This is a genomic window from Bacillus sp. JJ634 (assembly GCF_036962285.1).
Taxonomy (GTDB): Bacteria; Bacillota; Bacilli; order Bacillales; family DSM-1321; genus Peribacillus; species Peribacillus asahii_A.
Genome location: NZ_JBALMU010000152.1, coordinates 12,888 through 31,609, shown reverse-complemented (window position 1 = coordinate 31,609; position 18,722 = coordinate 12,888). Strand labels below are relative to the sequence as shown.

At 36.7% G+C, this 18,722-nt stretch carries 25 protein-coding genes; 11 read left to right on the top strand and 14 right to left on the bottom strand.

Features of this window, described 5'->3' with window-relative positions; all coding sequences use genetic code 11:
• On the top strand, positions 1 to 767 hold a 767-nt coding region (locus V7068_RS19705; protein WP_499714188.1), incomplete at its 5' end, for an FUSC family protein.
• A 219-nt stretch (positions 768 to 986) separates the two neighbouring features.
• Positions 987 to 1,886, top strand: a complete 900-nt coding sequence (locus V7068_RS19700) for an EamA family transporter (protein WP_499714187.1) — start codon at positions 987 to 989, stop codon at positions 1,884 to 1,886.
• Between the two features lie 102 nt (positions 1,887 to 1,988).
• Here V7068_RS19700 and V7068_RS19695 read toward each other — a convergent pair whose 3' ends face one another.
• The 5 genes from V7068_RS19695 to fabL all read right to left on the bottom strand — a co-directional run bounded on the left by V7068_RS19695 (position 1,989) and on the right by fabL (position 6,139).
• Entirely contained in the window at positions 1,989 to 3,737 is a 1,749-nt protein-coding gene (locus V7068_RS19695) for an ABC transporter ATP-binding protein (protein ID WP_499714186.1), read from the bottom strand.
• 84 nt (positions 3,738 to 3,821) lie between these two features.
• Positions 3,822 to 4,352 carry a nucleoside tri-diphosphate phosphatase gene (ntdP, locus tag V7068_RS19690; RefSeq protein WP_252292972.1) on the bottom strand — a complete coding sequence of 177 codons (531 nt, stop codon included), beginning with the start codon at positions 4,350 to 4,352 and terminating at the stop codon, positions 3,822 to 3,824.
• Between the two features lie 392 nt (positions 4,353 to 4,744).
• The gene (locus tag V7068_RS19685; protein ID WP_127759087.1) at positions 4,745 to 4,993 is read right to left on the bottom strand and encodes a YgaB family protein; all 249 of its coding nucleotides are present in this window, start codon (positions 4,991 to 4,993) and stop codon (positions 4,745 to 4,747) included.
• Between the two features lie 166 nt (positions 4,994 to 5,159).
• Positions 5,160 to 5,312, bottom strand: a complete 153-nt coding sequence (locus V7068_RS19680; RefSeq protein WP_499714185.1) for a gamma-type small acid-soluble spore protein — start codon at positions 5,310 to 5,312, stop codon at positions 5,160 to 5,162.
• A gap of 77 nt (positions 5,313 to 5,389) precedes the next feature.
• Positions 5,390 to 6,139 carry an enoyl-[acyl-carrier-protein] reductase FabL gene (gene fabL / locus V7068_RS19675; protein WP_127759085.1) on the bottom strand — a complete coding sequence of 250 codons (750 nt, stop codon included), beginning with the start codon at positions 6,137 to 6,139 and terminating at the stop codon, positions 5,390 to 5,392.
• Between the two features lie 72 nt (positions 6,140 to 6,211).
• Between fabL and yfhS the strand changes: the two genes are divergently transcribed.
• On the top strand, positions 6,212 to 6,436 hold the full coding sequence (yfhS, locus tag V7068_RS19670; RefSeq protein ID WP_119118824.1) for a mother cell protein YfhS: 225 nt from the start codon (positions 6,212 to 6,214) through the stop codon (positions 6,434 to 6,436).
• Positions 6,437 to 6,503: 67 nt separating this feature from the next.
• On the opposite strand, the gene mutY is transcribed toward yfhS, so the two are convergent.
• A complete protein-coding gene (gene mutY, locus V7068_RS19665) occupies positions 6,504 to 7,622 on the bottom strand; it encodes an A/G-specific adenine glycosylase (RefSeq protein WP_499714184.1) in 1,119 nt (372 codons plus the stop codon).
• A 208-nt stretch (positions 7,623 to 7,830) separates the two neighbouring features.
• Here mutY and V7068_RS19660 point away from each other — a divergent pair, with 208 nt between their 5' ends.
• Positions 7,831 to 8,808 carry a metal-dependent hydrolase gene (locus tag V7068_RS19660; RefSeq protein ID WP_499714183.1) on the top strand — a complete coding sequence of 326 codons (978 nt, stop codon included), beginning with the start codon at positions 7,831 to 7,833 and terminating at the stop codon, positions 8,806 to 8,808.
• A 154-nt stretch (positions 8,809 to 8,962) separates the two neighbouring features.
• On the opposite strand, the gene V7068_RS19655 is transcribed toward V7068_RS19660, so the two are convergent.
• Positions 8,963 to 9,229 (bottom strand): YfhJ family protein, encoded by a 267-nt coding sequence (locus V7068_RS19655; protein ID WP_127759081.1) that lies wholly within the window; start codon positions 9,227 to 9,229, stop codon positions 8,963 to 8,965.
• A gap of 111 nt (positions 9,230 to 9,340) precedes the next feature.
• Between V7068_RS19655 and V7068_RS19650 the strand changes: the two genes are divergently transcribed.
• Both V7068_RS19650 and V7068_RS19645 read left to right on the top strand, forming a co-directional pair.
• Positions 9,341 to 9,496, top strand: coding sequence for a small, acid-soluble spore protein K (locus V7068_RS19650; RefSeq protein ID WP_127759080.1), 156 nt, complete (start codon positions 9,341 to 9,343; stop codon positions 9,494 to 9,496).
• A 21-nt stretch (positions 9,497 to 9,517) separates the two neighbouring features.
• On the top strand, positions 9,518 to 9,655 hold the full coding sequence (locus V7068_RS19645; RefSeq protein ID WP_127759079.1) for a YpzG family protein: 138 nt from the start codon (positions 9,518 to 9,520) through the stop codon (positions 9,653 to 9,655).
• Between the two features lie 42 nt (positions 9,656 to 9,697).
• Here the strand turns inward: V7068_RS19645 and V7068_RS19640 are convergent, their stop codons facing one another.
• Together V7068_RS19640 and recX are read right to left on the bottom strand one after the other, a co-directional pair.
• Positions 9,698 to 10,009, bottom strand: a complete 312-nt coding sequence (locus V7068_RS19640) for a YfhH family protein (RefSeq protein WP_127759078.1) — start codon at positions 10,007 to 10,009, stop codon at positions 9,698 to 9,700.
• Between the two features lie 69 nt (positions 10,010 to 10,078).
• Entirely contained in the window at positions 10,079 to 10,876 is a 798-nt protein-coding gene (gene recX / locus V7068_RS19635; protein ID WP_499714192.1) for a recombination regulator RecX, read from the bottom strand.
• 110 nt (positions 10,877 to 10,986) lie between these two features.
• Between recX and V7068_RS19630 the strand changes: the two genes are divergently transcribed.
• The 3 genes from V7068_RS19630 to V7068_RS19620 all read left to right on the top strand — a co-directional run bounded on the left by V7068_RS19630 (position 10,987) and on the right by V7068_RS19620 (position 12,421).
• Positions 10,987 to 11,892 (top strand): TIGR01777 family oxidoreductase, encoded by a 906-nt coding sequence (locus tag V7068_RS19630; RefSeq protein ID WP_499714191.1) that lies wholly within the window; start codon positions 10,987 to 10,989, stop codon positions 11,890 to 11,892.
• A 190-nt stretch (positions 11,893 to 12,082) separates the two neighbouring features.
• Positions 12,083 to 12,208 (top strand): YfhE family protein, encoded by a 126-nt coding sequence (locus tag V7068_RS19625; protein WP_127759076.1) that lies wholly within the window; start codon positions 12,083 to 12,085, stop codon positions 12,206 to 12,208.
• Positions 12,209 to 12,238: 30 nt separating this feature from the next.
• Positions 12,239 to 12,421 (top strand): YfhD family protein, encoded by a 183-nt coding sequence (locus V7068_RS19620; protein WP_252288974.1) that lies wholly within the window; start codon positions 12,239 to 12,241, stop codon positions 12,419 to 12,421.
• A gap of 470 nt (positions 12,422 to 12,891) precedes the next feature.
• On the opposite strand, the gene V7068_RS19615 is transcribed toward V7068_RS19620, so the two are convergent.
• Positions 12,892 to 13,089, bottom strand: coding sequence for a hypothetical protein (locus V7068_RS19615; RefSeq protein ID WP_499714182.1), 198 nt, complete (start codon positions 13,087 to 13,089; stop codon positions 12,892 to 12,894).
• Positions 13,090 to 13,378: 289 nt separating this feature from the next.
• On the opposite strand from V7068_RS19615, the gene cidR reads away from it, so the two are divergent.
• Positions 13,379 to 14,278: a cidABC operon transcriptional activator CidR gene (cidR, locus tag V7068_RS19610; RefSeq protein ID WP_499714181.1), complete on the top strand. Its 900-nt coding sequence runs from the start codon at positions 13,379 to 13,381 to the stop codon at positions 14,276 to 14,278.
• Between the two features lie 173 nt (positions 14,279 to 14,451).
• The gene (locus tag V7068_RS19605) at positions 14,452 to 14,823 is read left to right on the top strand and encodes a hypothetical protein (protein WP_499714180.1); all 372 of its coding nucleotides are present in this window, start codon (positions 14,452 to 14,454) and stop codon (positions 14,821 to 14,823) included.
• Between the two features lie 116 nt (positions 14,824 to 14,939).
• On the opposite strand, the gene V7068_RS19600 is transcribed toward V7068_RS19605, so the two are convergent.
• From V7068_RS19600 to V7068_RS19585, 4 genes are all read right to left on the bottom strand, one after another.
• Positions 14,940 to 15,983: an AI-2E family transporter gene (locus V7068_RS19600; RefSeq protein ID WP_499714179.1), complete on the bottom strand. Its 1,044-nt coding sequence runs from the start codon at positions 15,981 to 15,983 to the stop codon at positions 14,940 to 14,942.
• 215 nt (positions 15,984 to 16,198) lie between these two features.
• Complete coding sequence (locus V7068_RS19595; protein WP_499714178.1) at positions 16,199 to 16,429, bottom strand: excisionase family DNA-binding protein; 231 nt, start codon at positions 16,427 to 16,429, stop codon at positions 16,199 to 16,201.
• Positions 16,430 to 16,570: 141 nt separating this feature from the next.
• Positions 16,571 to 17,731: a toxic anion resistance protein gene (locus tag V7068_RS19590; protein WP_499714177.1), complete on the bottom strand. Its 1,161-nt coding sequence runs from the start codon at positions 17,729 to 17,731 to the stop codon at positions 16,571 to 16,573.
• Positions 17,728 to 18,384 (bottom strand): 5-bromo-4-chloroindolyl phosphate hydrolysis family protein, encoded by a 657-nt coding sequence (locus V7068_RS19585; protein WP_252292949.1) that lies wholly within the window; start codon positions 18,382 to 18,384, stop codon positions 17,728 to 17,730. The genes V7068_RS19590 and V7068_RS19585 overlap by 4 nt, the downstream gene beginning before the upstream one ends.
• Positions 18,385 to 18,722 lie beyond the last annotated feature (338 nt).

Below are 18,722 nucleotides of genomic sequence, written 5' to 3'. Positions count from 1 at the left end.
TGGAAACACAAGGTGGAGAATTTCTTGAATTTGCCTTTATTCGTTGTGCTTCCGTCTTACTTGGAATTCTCTCATCCTTTGTCGTCAATCTTGTATTCTTACCACCTAAGTATGAAACGAAGCTATATAACGGAATTACAGAAGCGACTGAAGATACATTAAAATGGATTCGCGTCAGCACAAGACACGCTTCCGATCAAATGCTTCTTAAGAAAGATATCCATCGTTTAAAAGAAGTTTTATTAAAAATTGAACAAACCTATTCAATGTTCAAAGAAGAAAGAGAATATTTCAAAAGAAATAATCTAGCCAAATCAAGAAAGTTAGTCGTCTATCGACAAATGCTCATTACCACTAAAAAAGCATTTGAAACATTAAAACGAATTCATAAGTTTGAAAATGAAATTAACCATTTACCTGAAGATTTTCAACGTAAACTTTTACAACATCTTGATTATTTAAGCCATATGCACGAGCAGCTTCTCCTTCAACATATTGAGAAAATCAAATCAATTAGTCATCTTGAAGAATGGAGCGGTGAAGATTATTTAAGTCAACAAGAATTACTTACACTCTTTTTTGAACAACATTATAAACTAGATGCCGTACATGATGACGAGGAACATGTATCAACAAGAATTGTTCCTTTAATCTCAGCCATTATGGAATATGGTGAACAGCTCGATCATTTGGAAAAACTCATCGTCAGCTTCCAATCCTTTCATAAAGGAGTCAACGAAGTCTCTGTTGAGGAAGAGACTGATTAATAACTAAAGGCTGTCCTGAATCAGCCTCTAGTATTTACTAGACCTGCTTTAAAAAATAATTTGACTTTTTGTAAGCAGGTTATTACTCTTAACTATATAACTCTAGTTAAACTTGGCTCTTAGCTGAGAGACGAAATTTTAAAAGGTTTCCTTTTTTCGTTCGTCACTTGTCGATTACGACAAGTGACGTTTTTTATTTTTACAAAGGAGTGTTAGTTCATGCAGCTATTAAAGTATTCAATTATGATGTTAATTGGAGCCATTTGTTATGGAACATTATCATCTTTAATTAAAATTGGCTATTCCAACGGCTTCAATCCAGGAGAACTAGTCGGTTCACAATATGTAATTGGGTGGGTTATTATCGCAATCGTTTTCCTTTTTTCAGGTTCTTATCGCGTTTCTTGGAAGCACACTGGATTATTGTTACTAACAGGAATGTTAGCTGCTTTGGTCGGTAAAACATACGCTGTTTCAGTACAAGAGCTTCCTGCCTCTGTCGCCGTTGTCTTTCTCTTTCAATGCATTTGGATGGGAACTTTTATTGAATGTTTATTAGTTAGAAAATGGCCAGGTAAAAATAGACTGATAGCGATTGGTCTAGTTTTTGTCGGCACATTATTAGCTGGAGCTATTTTCGGCCAACCCCTTTCCGCCCTAAGCATAAAGGGCGTTTTATTCGGGTTGCTTTCTGCCCTTCTTTTTGCAATCTATATGTTCTGTAATGCTCGTTTTGCGACAAAAGTTAAGACAACTTCTAGATTATTTTATATTGGGACAGGAGGTATGCTAGCCGCTGCCGTCACAGCTAACCCTGTTCAATTAGTCACACGAATCATCACAACGGACTTATGGCAAATCGGCATCTTACTCGGCCTGCTTGGAGTCGCCATTCCATTCTTCCTCTTTGCCATCGCCTTGCCGAAAGTAGGTGTTGGATTAGGTGCGATTCTTTCTGCTGCGGAGCTGCCATCTGCTATGGTTACAGCTGTTCTTTTATTAGGAGAATATGTTTCTCCGCCGCAATGGTTTGGGATAAGCTTAATTGTTGTTGGAATGCTCTTACCGGATATACAGCACTATATCAAGAAATCAAAAAACACCATGAAAATAGCGTAAAAAAAGGGTGCCGCCGAAGCGCAGCACCCCTTTTTTATAAAGATAGGTTCTTGTTAAATAACGCGTTGCTCTTTAGCTCATTTAAGCCCAAAATCGTCTTTCTTATGCATCCAGCTGTTGAACTTGAAAAAGCTGATAATAATGACCCTGTTTTTTCATCAATTCATCATGTGTACCAACTTCGACAATTTCGCCATGCTCAATCAATACAATTCGATTGGCATGAGTAATCGTCGATAAACGATGAGCAACAATGAAAGTCGTTCGATCATGCGCCAATTTATCAAGCGCTTCCTGAATATAATGTTCACTTTCTAAATCAAGGGCCGAAGTCGCCTCATCCAGCACTAAAATCGGCGGGTTTTTTAAAAATACACGTGCAATCGCCACGCGTTGTCTTTGTCCGCCAGATAGCTTGATTCCTCGTTCTCCTACCTTCGTATCGTATCCGTCAGTTAAATTCATAATAAAATCATGCGCATTTGCAGCCTTTGCTGCCGCAATAACCTCATCATCTGTCGCCTCTGGATTTCCCATCAAAATATTTGCCTTTACCGATTCGCTAAACAAAATATTATCTTGAAGGACCATCCCGATTTTATCTCGAAGACTACGAACTTTTAAATCACGAATATCCTTCCCGTCTAGTAAAATACGCCCTTCTGTAACATCATAAAATCGTGGAATTAAACTAACTAACGAGGACTTTCCACCTCCGCTCATCCCAACGAGTGCAATAGTTTCTCCTTGATTCACCTCTAAGTGAATCTGCTTTAAAGTCCGCTCTTCTGTTTCATCATAGGCAAAGGAAACATTTTCAAATGTAATATTCCCTGCCACCTTCTCTAACTCTACAGCTCCCGGCTTATCCGTAATATCATATTTTTCATCCACAAATTCAAACATACGATCCATAGACGCTAATGTTTGAGTTAAAGTTGTCGAAGAGTTAACTAAACGACGAAGCGGATTATACAAGCGATCAATAAATCCAATAAAAGCAACCATCTCTCCTAGTGACAGTCCTCCGTGAATCACTTGATACCCTGCATATCCAATGACAACAAGCGGAGCTAGATCCGTAATCGTATTGACAACAGCAAATGATTTAGCATTCCAGCTCGTATGTTGTAATGCTTTTTCAAGAAAGTTCTTGTTTTGTTGATTAAACTGTTCTTGCTCATACTCCTCCCTCGCAAAGCTCTTAATCACCGACATCCCTTGTACCCGTTCCTGTAAATGGCTCTGCACATCGGCGAGTGCCTGCGAACGGTTTCTCGTTAATGCTCGAAGCTTGCCAATAAAATGCTTAACCGAAAAGATATAAAACGGTAAAAGCAGTAACGAAACAATCGTTAGGGGCACATCCATCGAAAACATAATCACAATCGCAATGACAATGGTAGCAAGGTCAAGCCACAAATTCATTAAGCCTGTAATAATAAAATTCTTTGTCTGCTCTACATCTGTGATAACCCGTGAAACGACTTCACCAGCCCGATGATTCGCATAATACTTGAAGCTCAACTTTTGAATATGAGTAAACAATTGATTGCGAATATCAAATAAAATTTTAGATCCTGTCCATTGCGCAAAATATTGACGGAAATATTCAATCGGTGGCCGAAGTACAATGAAGACAAAGGCCATAATCGCCATAACCCAAAATAGTCGTTCTGTTTTTGTATCAGTCGATATTGTATGATTAGCAACAATGTCATCAATTACATACTTTGTAAGCAAGGGAAGAAGCAGTGGTATAGCAAATTTTAATAAGCCAATAATAATTGTTGCGAAAATAATCCATTTATACGGCTTTACAAAGTGCAAATATCTCTTTACGCTGTCCACATAATTTCTCCTTATTATTTAAGTCTTTACAATACGTGTAGCCAAAGAAAAAGCCTGTTGATAATCCAACAGGTTTCCCCCTCATTAACGATATGTTAAATAACGTTCATACCATGTGTCAATAAACTCTGCCGAAAACGGCCCTTTTCGTTGACGTATCATATAAATCAGATAATCAACGTTTCTCTTTAAAATGTTATCAATTGCATCTGGATAACTCATCAGTTTTCGATGTCTTTCGTACTCATCCTCATCCAATAAATTAAACGTCATATCCGGGAATACTTTTATGTCTAAATCATAATCAATATATTTCAGCGCTTCCTCATCATACGTAAATGGAGAACTGATATTGCAATAATAATACACACCATCTTCTCTTAACATTCCAATTACATTAAACCAGTATTTAGAGTGAAAATAACAGATAGCGGGTTCTCTAGTAATCCACGTTCTTCCATCGGATTCTGTTACCATCGTGCGATCATTAGCTGCAATGACTAAATTTTGCGTTCCTTTTAAAACTGTTGTTTCTTCCCAGATTCGGTGGATATGTCCGTTATGCTTATAACTTTGGATTTGGATTTTCCCTCCCTCGGTAGGAACAATCCCCATGGTTTCTCTCCCTACTTTCTATAGGCACCCTATTTCACATTACTGTGCCTGATTCCTAAAACGATTCATGTGTTCAATATATTTAAACTTTTCCATTTTTCTTATATTCCTTTATTATAACGATTTATTGATAAATTTAAAACAAAAGAGACCAATCTATTAGTAAATAAGTGTAAAAAGTCGAAATATTGTGACCTTCTACAGCTCCCTTTACCTATAAATTAGCCTCTTTTATCCGAATTTTCATCTCACACTTAATGGGCAGCCGGACCCTTAAAAAAAGGAAGATAGGTAGGGGAAGCTGCCCGTAAAGATTTGATTATTTCAATGAACCATCAGCAGGGATGAAGGTCCTCTCCCTGAGTAGACATTTCACTTTATCTAAACTTTTATTACAATGCCGCTTGTTCTAATTGAAAATGACGGATGACTTCTTCCGTTTGCTTTTCAAATACTTTTTGAATTTCTGCCAGTTCGCTCTTCTTTTGTTCTATTTCTTCTTGAATAGAAACGGCACCTAGTTCTTGCAATACCCGAAGCTGTCTTTCAATCTCTTGACAGCGTTCAATTTCTGATTGCAAAAATAAAAGCTTGTCCATTGTTTGTAACTGCACACCAATCAAACGGTCGAATTCCTCCATTTTATGCACCTACCTTACCTTTATTTTCTTTATTATGTATATTCTTTATTTTTTGTAAATTACCTTTAATAAATTTTGTAAAGCTAACAGAACTTTTGTCGAAAAAGAATTCTGCAACATAAACAAAGCACCCTTCTACTAGAAGGATGCTTTTTGCGCTGTTTGGTTAGCGTTTTGCTCTGCTTTGAGACTGTTGGTTTTGTTGTCTTACCTCTTGAGCATTTGTTTCACTTGCAAATTCCGTACCGAACTGTCCTGCTGAAGCGTTTTGTTGTTTCACTTTAGCAACGTTTGTACCTGTTTGTGTTTTTTTAGCCATTGAAATCACCTCCACGATAATAAGATAACCATCATCGCAGAGACTATCCTAAAAAAAGAAAGAAAATAAGTGAATAATTAAACAAGTAATGAAATACCGCCATCCACAATAATCGTTTGACCACGAATCATGCTTGCACCGTCAGAAATTAAAAACATAATCGTATTGACCATATCATCCACTTCCACCATGCGGCCTGCTGGTGTTTCTTCGGCTGCTTCTTTAAGCAGCTGCTCTCGGTTTGGGAAATGCTTCAATGCATCTGTATCAATAGCTCCACCAGAAACTGCATTTACACAAATGTTTTTTGGAGCTAACTCCACCGCTAAATAACGTGTCAATGCTTCTAATGCTGCTTTTGAAACGCCTACAACTGTATAATTCTCTAAATAACGAATCGAGCCAAGCGAACTAATACTCACGATTTTTCCGCCGCCATTTCGCTCCATTAGTTTAGCTGCTTCTTGAGCACAAAACAGAAGAGCTTTCGAATTAATATCCATTGTCCAATTCCAGTGCGATTCTTCTAACTCCATTAAAGGACGCTGAACACCGGAAGCGGCATTGCTAACGAACACATCTAATCGACCATAATATTCTTCAATTTCAGCAAACATTTTTTTCACTTTTTCAATATCGCCTACATTCGCTTTGATAACGAGTGCTCTGCGCCCCATCGCTTCAATTTCAGCGGCTACTTCCATTGCTTTTGTTTTACTGCGTGCATAATTAATGACAAGGTCATATCCTGCCTCAGCTAATTTTAATGCCGTACTTCTTCCTAATCCTTTACTACTTCCTGTTACAAGTGCAACTTTTTGTGTCATTTGTTTATTCCGCCTTTCCAAGTATAAAAGTTTATTTTTTAAAGAGAATAAGCAAAAAAGGAGTGTTTTTCAATGTATGTAGGTCGTGATATGACCGAGTTATCTATGTTACCAAAATCAAAATGGAATCAAGATGAACTCGCTTATTTCCATCACTCTCTTCAACAAATGGTACCTTATTTAAATCAAGAAGGACAGACTATTCATCGAGAAATTATCGAGGAAATTGAAAACCGAGGAGGACTGCATCGACAAGAGGCAGACTATACTCATGGTACCGAAGTAAAATTCGATTAACTCCCTCTAGCGTATGTGTCCAACCACATACGCTAGCTTTTTATTATAAAGGTTAGGAGCAGCTTGTCTAATCCATCACATAGGTTTGTTGATAGGACTTCCATACTTTTTGATGAGAAACAGGAAAAGCATATTGCTCTAACTCTTCCTTACTCACCCATTTTAAATTTTGTTCTTTCATCACACTTTCTTCAATATTCGTTAAGAGGCTCCCTCTATAAGCGTCTATTTTCCAAACTAAATGAGAAAAGACATGGTCCAGCGTAGTAAACGAATCAGATAGTTTCACGTCCGTTCTATAACTTTCTAAAAAGCTTGCTTCAAAAAAAGCACGTTTCGGCTGAATCGACGTATACATTTCATAATTCGGAAATTCCCATAAGTTAGCAAGAAGACCTTCTGAAGAACGTTTATGAATTAAAAACTCATCGCGTTCATTCTTCAAAACGGCAGCTACAATTGGTACATCCCGTGTTTTTTTCTTTTGAATTTTAACTGGTAATTCCGTCTGAATACCAGCAGCAAAAGCTTGACAATGTTTTTGAACAGGGCAGAGTAAGCAGGCCGGTTTTCCTGGCGTACAAATAAGAGCTCCTAGCTCCATTAAAGCTTGATTAAAGGCTGAAGGGTTTTCATGGGAGATTAAAGCTCGTACGGCTGTCTCAAAGGTTTTGCGTGTCTTTGGTTTTGCAATATCTTCGTCAATAATTAAAATACGAGATAACACCCTCATTACATTTCCATCAACAGCTGGCTCCGGTTTTCCATATGCAATGCTTAAAATCGCTCCTGCTGTATAAGGACCGACACCTTTTAACTTAGAAATTTCCTCCGGGCTATCCGGAACAACACTGTTATATGTTTCTCTCACTTCTTTCACGGCACTATGCAAATTTCGAACACGTGAGTAATACCCAAGTCCTTCCCACGCTTTTAAAATTTTTTCTTCATCGGCTTCAGCAAAATCGTCTAACGTCGGAAACCATTCGATAAACCGGTTAAAGTATGGAATAACCGTATCAACCCTCGTCTGCTGCAGCATAATTTCCGATACCCAAACCCGATAAGGATCTTTATTTTCACGCCAAGGAAGATTTCGTTGCTCCGCTTCAAACCAATCAATTAAATCATTCTGAAATGATTCTTTGTCTATATTTAATAAAGATTGTTCAAGTTTATCGTTCACTTTCTTTCCTCCACAGATGTTAAACCCTTTTAAAAAATTGGGCATATATATAGTATAAAAACGCTCCTTTCATTGTACTATAAGCCCGTTATTTGATGCAGGATAAACAAAAATCCAATAATTGGATAGAAGTTAAACTATATTCGTTTGGTGGATGAACAAAAATAAGTTATGATGATACTATCTAAGGCTTAAGGAGGTCTCACGTTTGGATACCGGCACTCACTTTGTTATGGGAATTGCACTTGGGGGACTTGCAACTCTAGATCCAGTTGTAATAGAAGGTTCGATTACCGCTCAAGCAGTGCTTGTAGGTACGATTTTAGGCTCCCAAGCTCCTGATCTTGATACAATTCTTAAATTACGCAATAATGCAGTCTACATAAGAAATCATCGTGGAATTACTCATTCAATCCCTGCCGTTTTGCTATGGCCAATTGTGATTAGCGCTGTCATATTTGCCTTCCTGCCTCAAGCCAACTTTCTTCATTTATGGCTTTGGACATTTCTAGCTGTTTTTCTTCATGTTTTTGTCGATATTTTTAATGCCTATGGTACACAAGCACTTAGACCGATTTCCAAAAGGTGGGTTGCTCTTGGCGTCATTAATACGTTTGATCCCTTTATCTTTGGCATTCATGTAGTGGGGTTAATTTTATGGGGCTTCCATCTCCCTCCAGGAAGTCTATTTCTCACCATGTATGGCATTATTGTTTTGTATTATATCACCCGTTTTAGAGAACGGGCTTTAGTCAAAAGAGCCGTTCGTCGACAAATTCCGAATGCTACAAAAATCGTGTTATCGCCTACTATGCGATTTCGACGTTGGAAGATTGCCGTGATGACCAATAAAAAATTCCATGTCGCTCGTGCCGAAAATGGGCACGTGACGATTCTTGATACATTTGACCGAATCCCGCTGCCAGATAGTGCGGTATTAGAAGCAGCAAAACATGATGTAAATTTAGCTGCCTTCCTTTCTTTCTCCCCTATTTATCGTTGGGAAATTGAAGAGACGGAACATTATTACGCGGTTCGTTTTATTGACTTGCGTTATCGAAGTAACGGCTACTATCCTTTCATTGCTATCGTTCATCTCGATTACAACTTAAATATTTTGAATTCCTATACAGGTTGGATTTTTAGCGAAGCCAAACTGCAAAAGAAATTGAACATTATCTTATAGCAGGTTAATCGGGCATTTGAAGTTCATCTCATTTAACCAGTAGACTATGTTATAGAATGCTGTTGATTTTCGAGCCATTTTTGATGAACAATATAGTTTATCAAAAATGATTCAAAAAAGCTGAAGGCACCAGTAATTCCGTGCCTTCAGCTTTTTAATGAAGTTGATCCGAATTTCGTAACAAATGTTGATATTTAGGGTTTTGAGCAACAAACTCATGAAACTTTTCACCATACTGATCAATCCAAGTATTTACCACTCGAAACGTCATCTCTTTTCCAGCATATTCATGCCCTGCCTTAGCATAGGTGGATTCGAAATCTTCCCATAATAATTCAACCCACGTTAACGCTTGTTCATAAGACATTTGCATATTTTTTTCTAACAGCTTCTTCGTTAGCCTTTCATGGTAATCATTCATTAATATCACCTCGTTACCAATATTTTTGCGACATTTCTCCACGAATCATGACTCATACTAGTAGTACGCGGAAACGCGTTTTTCACTTTTAACGATCTGGAGGGAACATGATTGCGAAATAAAGAAAACGGTTTTCCAAATCAAAACAGCGATAAATTCCAAGGCGAACCTCGGGCTAAACCTGAGTTTTCTTCCAAACGTGCTGATGGATCCATCAACACTCATCCGCAGGAACGTATGAGAGCATCTAACAAGCGAAATACTTAAATATGGGGAGTGATGAACAGCATGGCAAACAAGCGATTTTTAGGAAAATTTCAAAATCCACATCAAAGCCCTAAACATACATGGAGACAAATTAACGGCGAGACAAAAGAAACTCAAAAAAACGTTATTCTCCAAGCAATGACAAGAAAACAATCTTAATCAATATAGGCTGACTCCTTTACGCTTGAGTCAGCCTTTCCTTTATTTCAACATCGAAATTGGCAACGCCTCTTCTTTCCCATGGCCACCTAGGCGATATCCCCATGCAAAAACACCATTCATATAATCAATTTTAAAATAAACACCAGGGTCTCCTTCAATTTGATAAATTTCCCCCGGTTTAAAATCATCTGGATTTAATAAATAGGCTTTCGCCATAGTTGCTTTTCTTTCTAATACGGCATATTCATTTTCCATGCCTAACTGCTCTGCTTTTCGAGCCTTTTCAGTCAATGTTGCAATTTCTTGCTGCAATTCATATGGTGACATCAAGCTATATCTTACATCATTCATCTATATGACCCCTTAATTATTGAATTCGTTCCATTCCATATTAACGAAAAAATGAACGTTTGGCTATTTTTACTCGCCTTCTAATTCGTTTAAATAACGCTCAATTAATTCAAGTGAAAACCCTTTGCGGAATAATGCTTGCTTAACTTTTTGTTGAAATAAAAAACCTTCATAAGCGCGGTAGCGACGAATGATTTTCTCCGCCTGATAGCATAAAGAATCCCACTCTTCTTGCTCATCCTTTTCAATCGTTACACCTTCTAGGGCAATGACAATCACATCGCGCGAAAACCCTTTGCGGCTTAACATATGCTCAAGCTTTTGTTGCAAAGCCCGTTCTGAAATAGCTTTTTCCTTTTTGATTGATTTATTAGCTAAATGCTTAGCATGGTCAATTTGCACATCAAAGGGATATTCCAGAAGCGCTTGTTGAATCAATGGATCACTAATCCCCTTTTCCTTTAACTCGCGCTGAAGCACAACCGGTCCTTTATTACCGCCATTCACATGTGTTCGTACATAAGCTTTAGCAAAGTCTAAATCATTTAAATAATTATATTGATAGAGCCTATGAATCGTTTCATGAATAATTGGCTCTTCAATTCCTTTCTGCTTTAAATATACACGGATCTCCGCTTCAGAGCGCATGCGGTACGATAAATATCCTAAAGCATCTGTAAACGATTTTTGAATATTATCATGAAATTGAATTTGACTTAATAATAACGCATCAATTTCTTTTCCTTTTTTTAATTGAAACTTTAACAGAACATCCTCATCAACACTAAACGAATACTTTTCATCTATAAAGATATTATAGCGATCCGTTCGCTTTGTTTGAGTGGTTATTTTCGTAATTGTTGGCATCATACACACCTCCTTTTTACTTTACCACATTCAATCGTCGCTTTCCCTTTCAAAAGGCTGCCATTCCATGATAAGGTTAGCTCAAATCCTCTTAAAAGGAAGTGTTTTCCATGAATATTGCCATTGCAGGTGGAACAGGCTTTGTTGGAACTGCCCTCGTGGATGAATTAATACAAGCACATCACACTGTGTTTATCCTCACTAGGCATCCTGAAAAATATCACAATCAAAGTCAGGTTCACTATATTGGCTGGCTTTATGAGGGAGCCCGCCCCGAAAATGCATTGAACAATCTGGATGTATTTATTAATTTAGCTGGCGAATCTTTAAACAGCGGACGTTGGACAACCAAGCGCAAGCAGAAAATTACAGAAAGCCGCCTGACCGCCACAAAAGAAATAAATCGGATTCTGGCTGCCTGTACACATAAACCTTCTGTTGTTATTAACGCGAGTGCAATTGGTGTATATGGAGTGTCGGATCAATTAACCTTCTCTGAAACAACAGAATCTATTGGGGAGGACTTTCTAGCACAAACGGTGAAGTTGTGGGAACACGAAGCACTTCGCTCTAAAGCATACAGCAATCGAGTTGTCCTAGCTCGGTTCGGTTTAATTCTCGATCAACAGGGTGGGGCACTGCCCATGATGATATTACCGTACAAGCTAATGGCTGGCGGCACAATGGGACGCGGAACTCAATGGCTCTCATGGATTCATATCCAAGATGTCATTCGTGGAATTCTTTTTTGCATCGACCAACCTAAAATCTCTGGTCCCGTCAATTTTACCTCTCCAGAACCAACACAAATGAAACCATTCGGGCAAATGATTAGTTCTATCATCCATCGTCCGCATTGGCTTCCTGTACCGTCGTTCGCCCTTAAACTGGCTTTAGGTGAAATGAGCATGCTTGTTTTAGAAGGACAACGTGTACAACCAACTAAATTATTGCATCATCATTTTTCATTTTCTTACCCAACTTTAAAACAAGCCTTAACTGACCTTTTAACATAATAAAGTGGAACTTCCATCAGTGAGGGTTTTCCTTCATCCCCCACCTGCCTTCTTTGGTTCCTCATAAGGTTGAGGCGGGGTTCTTACTGCCCGTTAAATGTGGGATAAAGTCAAAAGAAAAAAATTCCTGATGTATGTTTAGTTCATTTAAGGAAAAAATAGAAATATTACCAAAATAGGAGATGATTAAATGGCCAATAAAAAACATGAAAAGTTAAGAACAAATTTAACTAGTACACAAGCCGTACTATACTCACGTGAATTTAAAAGCGCAGATCGTGCAGGCGGATTCACTGATAAGAGAGCCCGTCGTTAACATCTAATCATCCTGATAGGAGGTACTTCAATGGGACAAAACCATAAACCTATTAAACGGAATAAAAACAACCAAGGACTATCACAATTCGAAAAAAACTTACAAAGTGATGGAATTGATGTGGAATACTCAGCAGAATTAGCAGATGCAGATGATTTAGAGGCACAAGCACGAGCAAATGCAGCTGATCAACGCGCTAAAAGAAATAACTAAATATAAGGCTTGCTTTCCTCAAGCCTTGCATAGAATCAATATGAGGCTGACCCAAAAGTCACGAAAAATGGCTTTCGGGTCAGCCTCTCCGTTTAGCTGAACAATCATGCTCCTCAGATCATTACGTTTTTGCCTTCGTTAAAGTGTGTTAAAGGACAAAATTTGGGAAATATTAAAGAATATCGCTCTTCACTTTTACACACAGGTTTATCCACAGAACTGTTAATATTGTGGATATATTCTGAAAATACAGATAAATAATGAACTGTAATCTCCATTTTATTAACATCATAATTATGGAAATTATGGATAACTTTGTGGATATTGTGGATAAACTCTCCCATTCATTCGTATCCCTTTATTTCTTTTGTGGATAATTTTTCAAAGTACCTTTATGGGAAATAAATTTTTAAGTTACTTGTGGGAAACAAAAAACTTTCCAAGTTCCGTTACTTGGAAAGCTTTGAACTTTAACTAATTAATTCAACTAAAGAATCAATCCTAATCCATGTTTTCCTTAAACGATACTCATGTGCTTTCTCAAAAATTAACTTATTAGCTGCTTCATAATCCGTTTCTGCCTCTACTATACTACGCCCTTCTAAAAACGTATTTTCATCAAAAAAAGCATGCCAACTAATTTTAAATAACTTATTCACCTTATTCACCTTATTCCCCCGCTTCTACCCTCTATACTAGCACCTTATTTATAGTATTTATCGGTTGTTCCCTCCAGTATTTAAAGAAATCCACCAGATTATCTAGGAAATATAACATAGTACAACGGACCTTTATCCTCTCGTAAATCATAAAGATATCTATATAAATCCAAATTCATTTTCTGACATGATCCTAATTTAGAAGTCTCCCCCTTTTCTACAACTCAAAAATTTACATTCCTATGACGATATGTGTACAATAAGAAATGATTGACCTAAAGAAAAGCAGGTGACGGCATTGGACATCAAACATTTACAATACTTTATTCAAGTAACACACTTCAATAGCTTTACTAAAGCCGCCGAACATTTATACATTACTCAGCCTACGATTAGTAAAATGATTAAAAACCTCGAAACCGAGTTAGGCGTGGAACTTTTTGATCGCTCACGTAAACAATTAACACTTACCGATGCCGGACGAGTCGTACTCGAACAAGCAAAATTAATTGATAAGGCATTTAGCAATTTAGAAACAGAAATGGAATATCTGTCGGGCTTGAAAAAAGGACATATTCGGCTAGGATTACCCCCAATTATCGATGCTTCCTTTTTCCCAAAAATTATCGGCCGCTTTCATGAGGAGTATCCAAATATTACACTCCAATTAACAGAAGATGGTTCGAAGAAAATACAAGAGGCTGTGGAAAATGATTTACTTGATATCGGTGTAATTGCTTTCCCTACTAATACTGAGCTTTTTCACTCTTTTGCATTTTTAGAAGAAGATATTCGATTAATCCTTCATCCGGAACATCCACTAGCTCAAACTGAAGAAGTTGATTTAGGAGCTCTGGCTCAAGAAGACTTTATTCTTTTTAATAAAGAATTCATACTGCGTGACCTTGTCGTCTCCTCCTGTGAGGTAGCCGGCTTTACTCCTCGTGTTATGTCAGAGAGTTCACGTTGGGACTTTCTTGAGGAGATGGTAGCCTGCAAGCTAGGGATTACACTATTACCCGAAAGTCTATGCAGTCACTTACAAAATCACGTTTGTTCTGTAAAAGTCATTAACCCATCTATAAAGTGGAAGCTGGGAGTCATTTGGAGTAAAAATCGTCATCTATCCTTTGCAGCTAAAGAATGGCTGCGCTTTGCAAAACAAGTATTAACCGAGCAAAAGCTAGATACAGATTAATCTTCCTTTCAAATCCATGAATGGACTATTCATCAAACCTCAATCATAGATAAAAGCTATAGTTATAATGAATTATAACCATTTTACTTTCTATAGAAGCAGGAGTAGACTGTTTATGAATATAAGCATTGTGAAATTGGAACCTATTTTTTCATAGTACGAAAGGAGATATTATGGTCACTTTATCAAGTGTAGATGAGTTGCAAACAACCGAAGAGGCACTGGAGAAAATTAAAGATTCTTACCCCGATTTATTTAAGAAATTACTCCATGTCGTTGGCTTAACACGCGCTTTTCAATTCAAGTATCAATATATGGGCTGTTTGATTATGGACGAGGACGCAAGCGAATTTACCCCTGAATTTGTAATGCCCTCTGTCATTAGTCTATATAAAGAAGAAATACAAAAATTAAAAGATGATCCAAATATCCATATTTTACAAAAAACTTTCGCTGACTATGAAACAATTGGATATGCCAAAATAAGCATGTTGGTGCTTGGACAAAGCCCTGAATCGCTTCTCGGTGCTTCATACATTAAATAAATTACCCCTTACTTGTTCCCAGAACCCTCTTCTGATTTCAGAAGAGGGTTCATTCTATATTATCCAACTGAACATAAAAAACAGCAATCCCTTTAATTAGAGATTGCTGCTTCTATTTAACGAGTTGCTTTATGATTATCCTCATGAATATCTAACATATCTAATAGGAAGATAAAGATTGGAATCCCGATAATTAACCCCCAAATACCAAGGAAGTGTTCGGAAAAGATAAGTACGATAAAGGTAAAAAATGTTGGTAAATTCGTCTTAGCAGACATAAACTTCGGATTTAAAATATAACTTTCTATAGCATGGATGACAGCAATCATGATTAATATAGCAATAACCATTGAGATCCCGCCTATACTATAGGCAATCATACTAAGTGGAATAAGTGAAATAATCACACCTGCTACCGGAATTAATCCTAAAAAGAAAATCATAACACCGAGTCCTATTAACTGAGGGAAACCCATTATCCATAAGAAAGTGATAGAAAGGACCGCGTTTGTTGTTGCAATTAAAAATTGAACTTCGATTACTTTTCCGAATGAATTCACGAACTTTCTACCAAAATGCTCTATATTTAAAAAGAAGCTACTGAATTTTCCTCGTTTAAATTTAGAGGTAAAACGAATAATTTTGTCCTTTTCTAATAAGAAGAACAGGCTCAATAAGATGGAAAGGAATATTTGGAGAGTTAACTTCCCAAGGTCTGCAACATATAAATAAACAAAGTTCACTTGCTTTTGAAAATCAAGCGGTGTTTCTACATCATTCATGTATGAAATAAGATACTTAATGATGCGACTATCAGGTGGATTTTGGAAGAAAAACACAATTTGCTTCACTAATTCCGTTAATTGCATCGTAATGACCGGTAAATATTTATATAATACAATGCCTAAAGAAGACAGTACAATAGAATATAAAAATACAATGACTACTTTAGAGTTAATCCGAATGACTTTATTTACTTGAGTCGTTATAAATCTCTCTAATCTGCCCATAAGAAATGTAAAAATAAAAGTAAACAATAATAAATTAAGCATACTTCCAATACTAATTAAAAATATAACAACAACGACTAATGCAATCAGTCTTGAAAAACCTTTACTTTGTAAATATTCTTTGACCACTAACCTATCCCCTAACTTCATTTTGGCATATTCATTCCTACTATATATATATCTTACACAGATTAAGACAACTGTACTACTTATAGCCTTCATACAATATTTAGAAAAACCATCTCTACTTCTTCTTTTAGTGGCCACACTTCATAACCATTCTAGAGCCTAAATAATGGTCCAAATGTTATCAAAAAAATCCCCTATATTGAGAGTGTATAGAAATATCCACTTTACAACAAATACTAATCTTCATCCTTCACATCAATATCTTCTGGAATAGGTTCATTTAAATACTCAGCAACCTGTTTTTTATAGGTCTCCATTTGTTCAAAATGTGTGTTAAATTGGTCTTTATAAATTAAATACTGTTCACCATCATGAACAGCCCGTATTTTATTTTGTAAAATTAAGCTTTTAATATGTAATTCTGATAATGATATATACTCTGCTGTTTCTTTCACTGTTAAATACATACACTCACTCCCTCTATTATTACTATACTAGAAAAAGCTAGGATTTTCACGTTCCTAAGAACTATTTTGCAGATAATTTTTCCGCTCAATTAGACACAAAAAAAAGCCTAGTCGTGACTAAGCTTCCACCATATAAACAATCTATTCTCCTCTAATCTCTAACAGCTTTTGCTTTAACTCTGTTTCCATAGAAGCTAGTTCGTGCTCTGCTTGACGACGCTTCATACGGCCTTCCTCCTGAATCTTCAGCGTTTCTTCCAACGTAGAAATTAAACTTGCCTGCGTTTTCTTTAATGTTTCAATATCGACAAGACCTCTTTCATTTTCTCTTGCCGTTTCAATCGTATTTGTTTTTAATAGTTCTGCATTTTTCAAAAGCAAGTCATTCGTTGTTTTGGAAACTTGCTTCTGAGCTTCAAGTGCATGGCGCTGTCTAACAAGAGTGAGCGCAATAGCTACTTGATTTTTCCACAACGGAATAGCAGTCATAATAGATGATTGAATTTTCTCTACTAATGCCTGATTAGTATTCTGAATTAAGCGAATTTGAGGCGCACTTTGAATCGTAATTTCTCGACTTAATTTTAAATCATGCAAACGTTTATCAAGCCGATCCGCAAATTGAATCATATCATTGACTTCTTGAAACTTCATTTGATCATTGGATATTTGCGCCGATTGTTTCAGCTCCGGAATTGTCTTATTATACAATTCTTCAAGCTTAATTTCACCTGCAGCAATATATACATTCAATGCATGAAAATAATCTTTATTCGTTTCATATAATTTTTCTAAAATAGCAATATCAGATAATAAGACATTTTTACTTCGATCAAGCTTAACGCTAATTCGATCAATTTGCGCACCGGTCTTTTGATACTTAGACAGCATCTCTTGAACGGAACCTGAAACCCTACCAAATAATTTCCCGAAAAACGATTGCTTCTCTGGCTTTAATTCATCAGGACTTACTTCATTAAGCCTCTTCATTAAATCACTGATAATTTCGCCAACCTCGCCAATATCTTTCTTTTGAACATGATCCAGCATGGAGTGTGAAAAGGTTAACAGTTTCGCTTGCGCAGGTGTTCCATATGAAATCATCGCCTGATGGTCTTTTGGATTAATTTGTTCAGCTAACTGATAAGCTTTTGCCCGATTCTCTTCTGGAATTACATCAATCAGTTTAACAGGTTTGGACTCTTCTGCCGGACTTTCCATAATGACCTTCTGCTCTCCAAATGGGGCCGCCAATAAGTCATCTAGTAAATTGTCCTTTTTAGAAAGATTACTTTCACTCATTTAGATCTCCTACTTTCATCAGGTAATTCTAATTCCTTCTTCCTATTAATCGATTGCTTGGCCACGTCTAATTCAAAATGCAAATCCTCAATATCTTCAGCAAGCATATGATATAAATCTTTCTCCACCGTTTTTGTCAGCTCATCAAGCGTCTGACGTGTTTCGACTAAAGATTGATTTAATTCTTTACTTTTACTAAGCTGCCGTGATAAAAACGCATATTTCTCAGATAACTCAACGATCGAGTCTAAATGTGAAAAATAAAACGGCTCCCCCTTATAAAATCGCTTCGGTTCATGTTTTGTTAAGCTATATATTCTTTTTAGTAAACGCATAAGCTCAATTCTTTGTTTCAAGGAAGAGATATGGCGAATGGTTAAAAGCGTTTTATTAATACGAGATATTTTTTCTTTTGCCTCAGTTAAATTTCGTCTTATATATTGATATTCTTTGCGTGTTAAACCGTGCTTTCTTACAAAACGCTGTTGTAAAAAGAAAGACGTAGCTCCATACAAAATAGCTCCTCCAGCCATTGCAGCAACTGTCGATAACATAGAAGTTAAATCAAAAGCAAAGAAACTCGCAAGCCACACAAGAAACGCGCCCGGCAGTGCGATCAATAATTGAATGAAAACAGCTAAAAATCTGTTCATTATAAGGACACTCCTGACATATAAAGTGAAACTTCCATCACCGAAATATATACTTACTTCATTATACGGATGTAACAATATGAAGTTTCATTTCTTTCTACAATTTTAACGATATACGATTCTTTACATTTCTGCAAATTTTAATTAAATACGCTCTTTCTCTCGCTTTTCCTCCTCATTTAGACGTTTACCCAATCACTATGCCCATCTCTGCATACTGTATAAGGAATTTACCTAAATATCAAAAGGAGAGCTGCAAGATGAAACCATATAGTTATTATCCTGAGTATTATACGCCTTATCAACCTACACCGCATATGTCTTATCCAAATTATCCA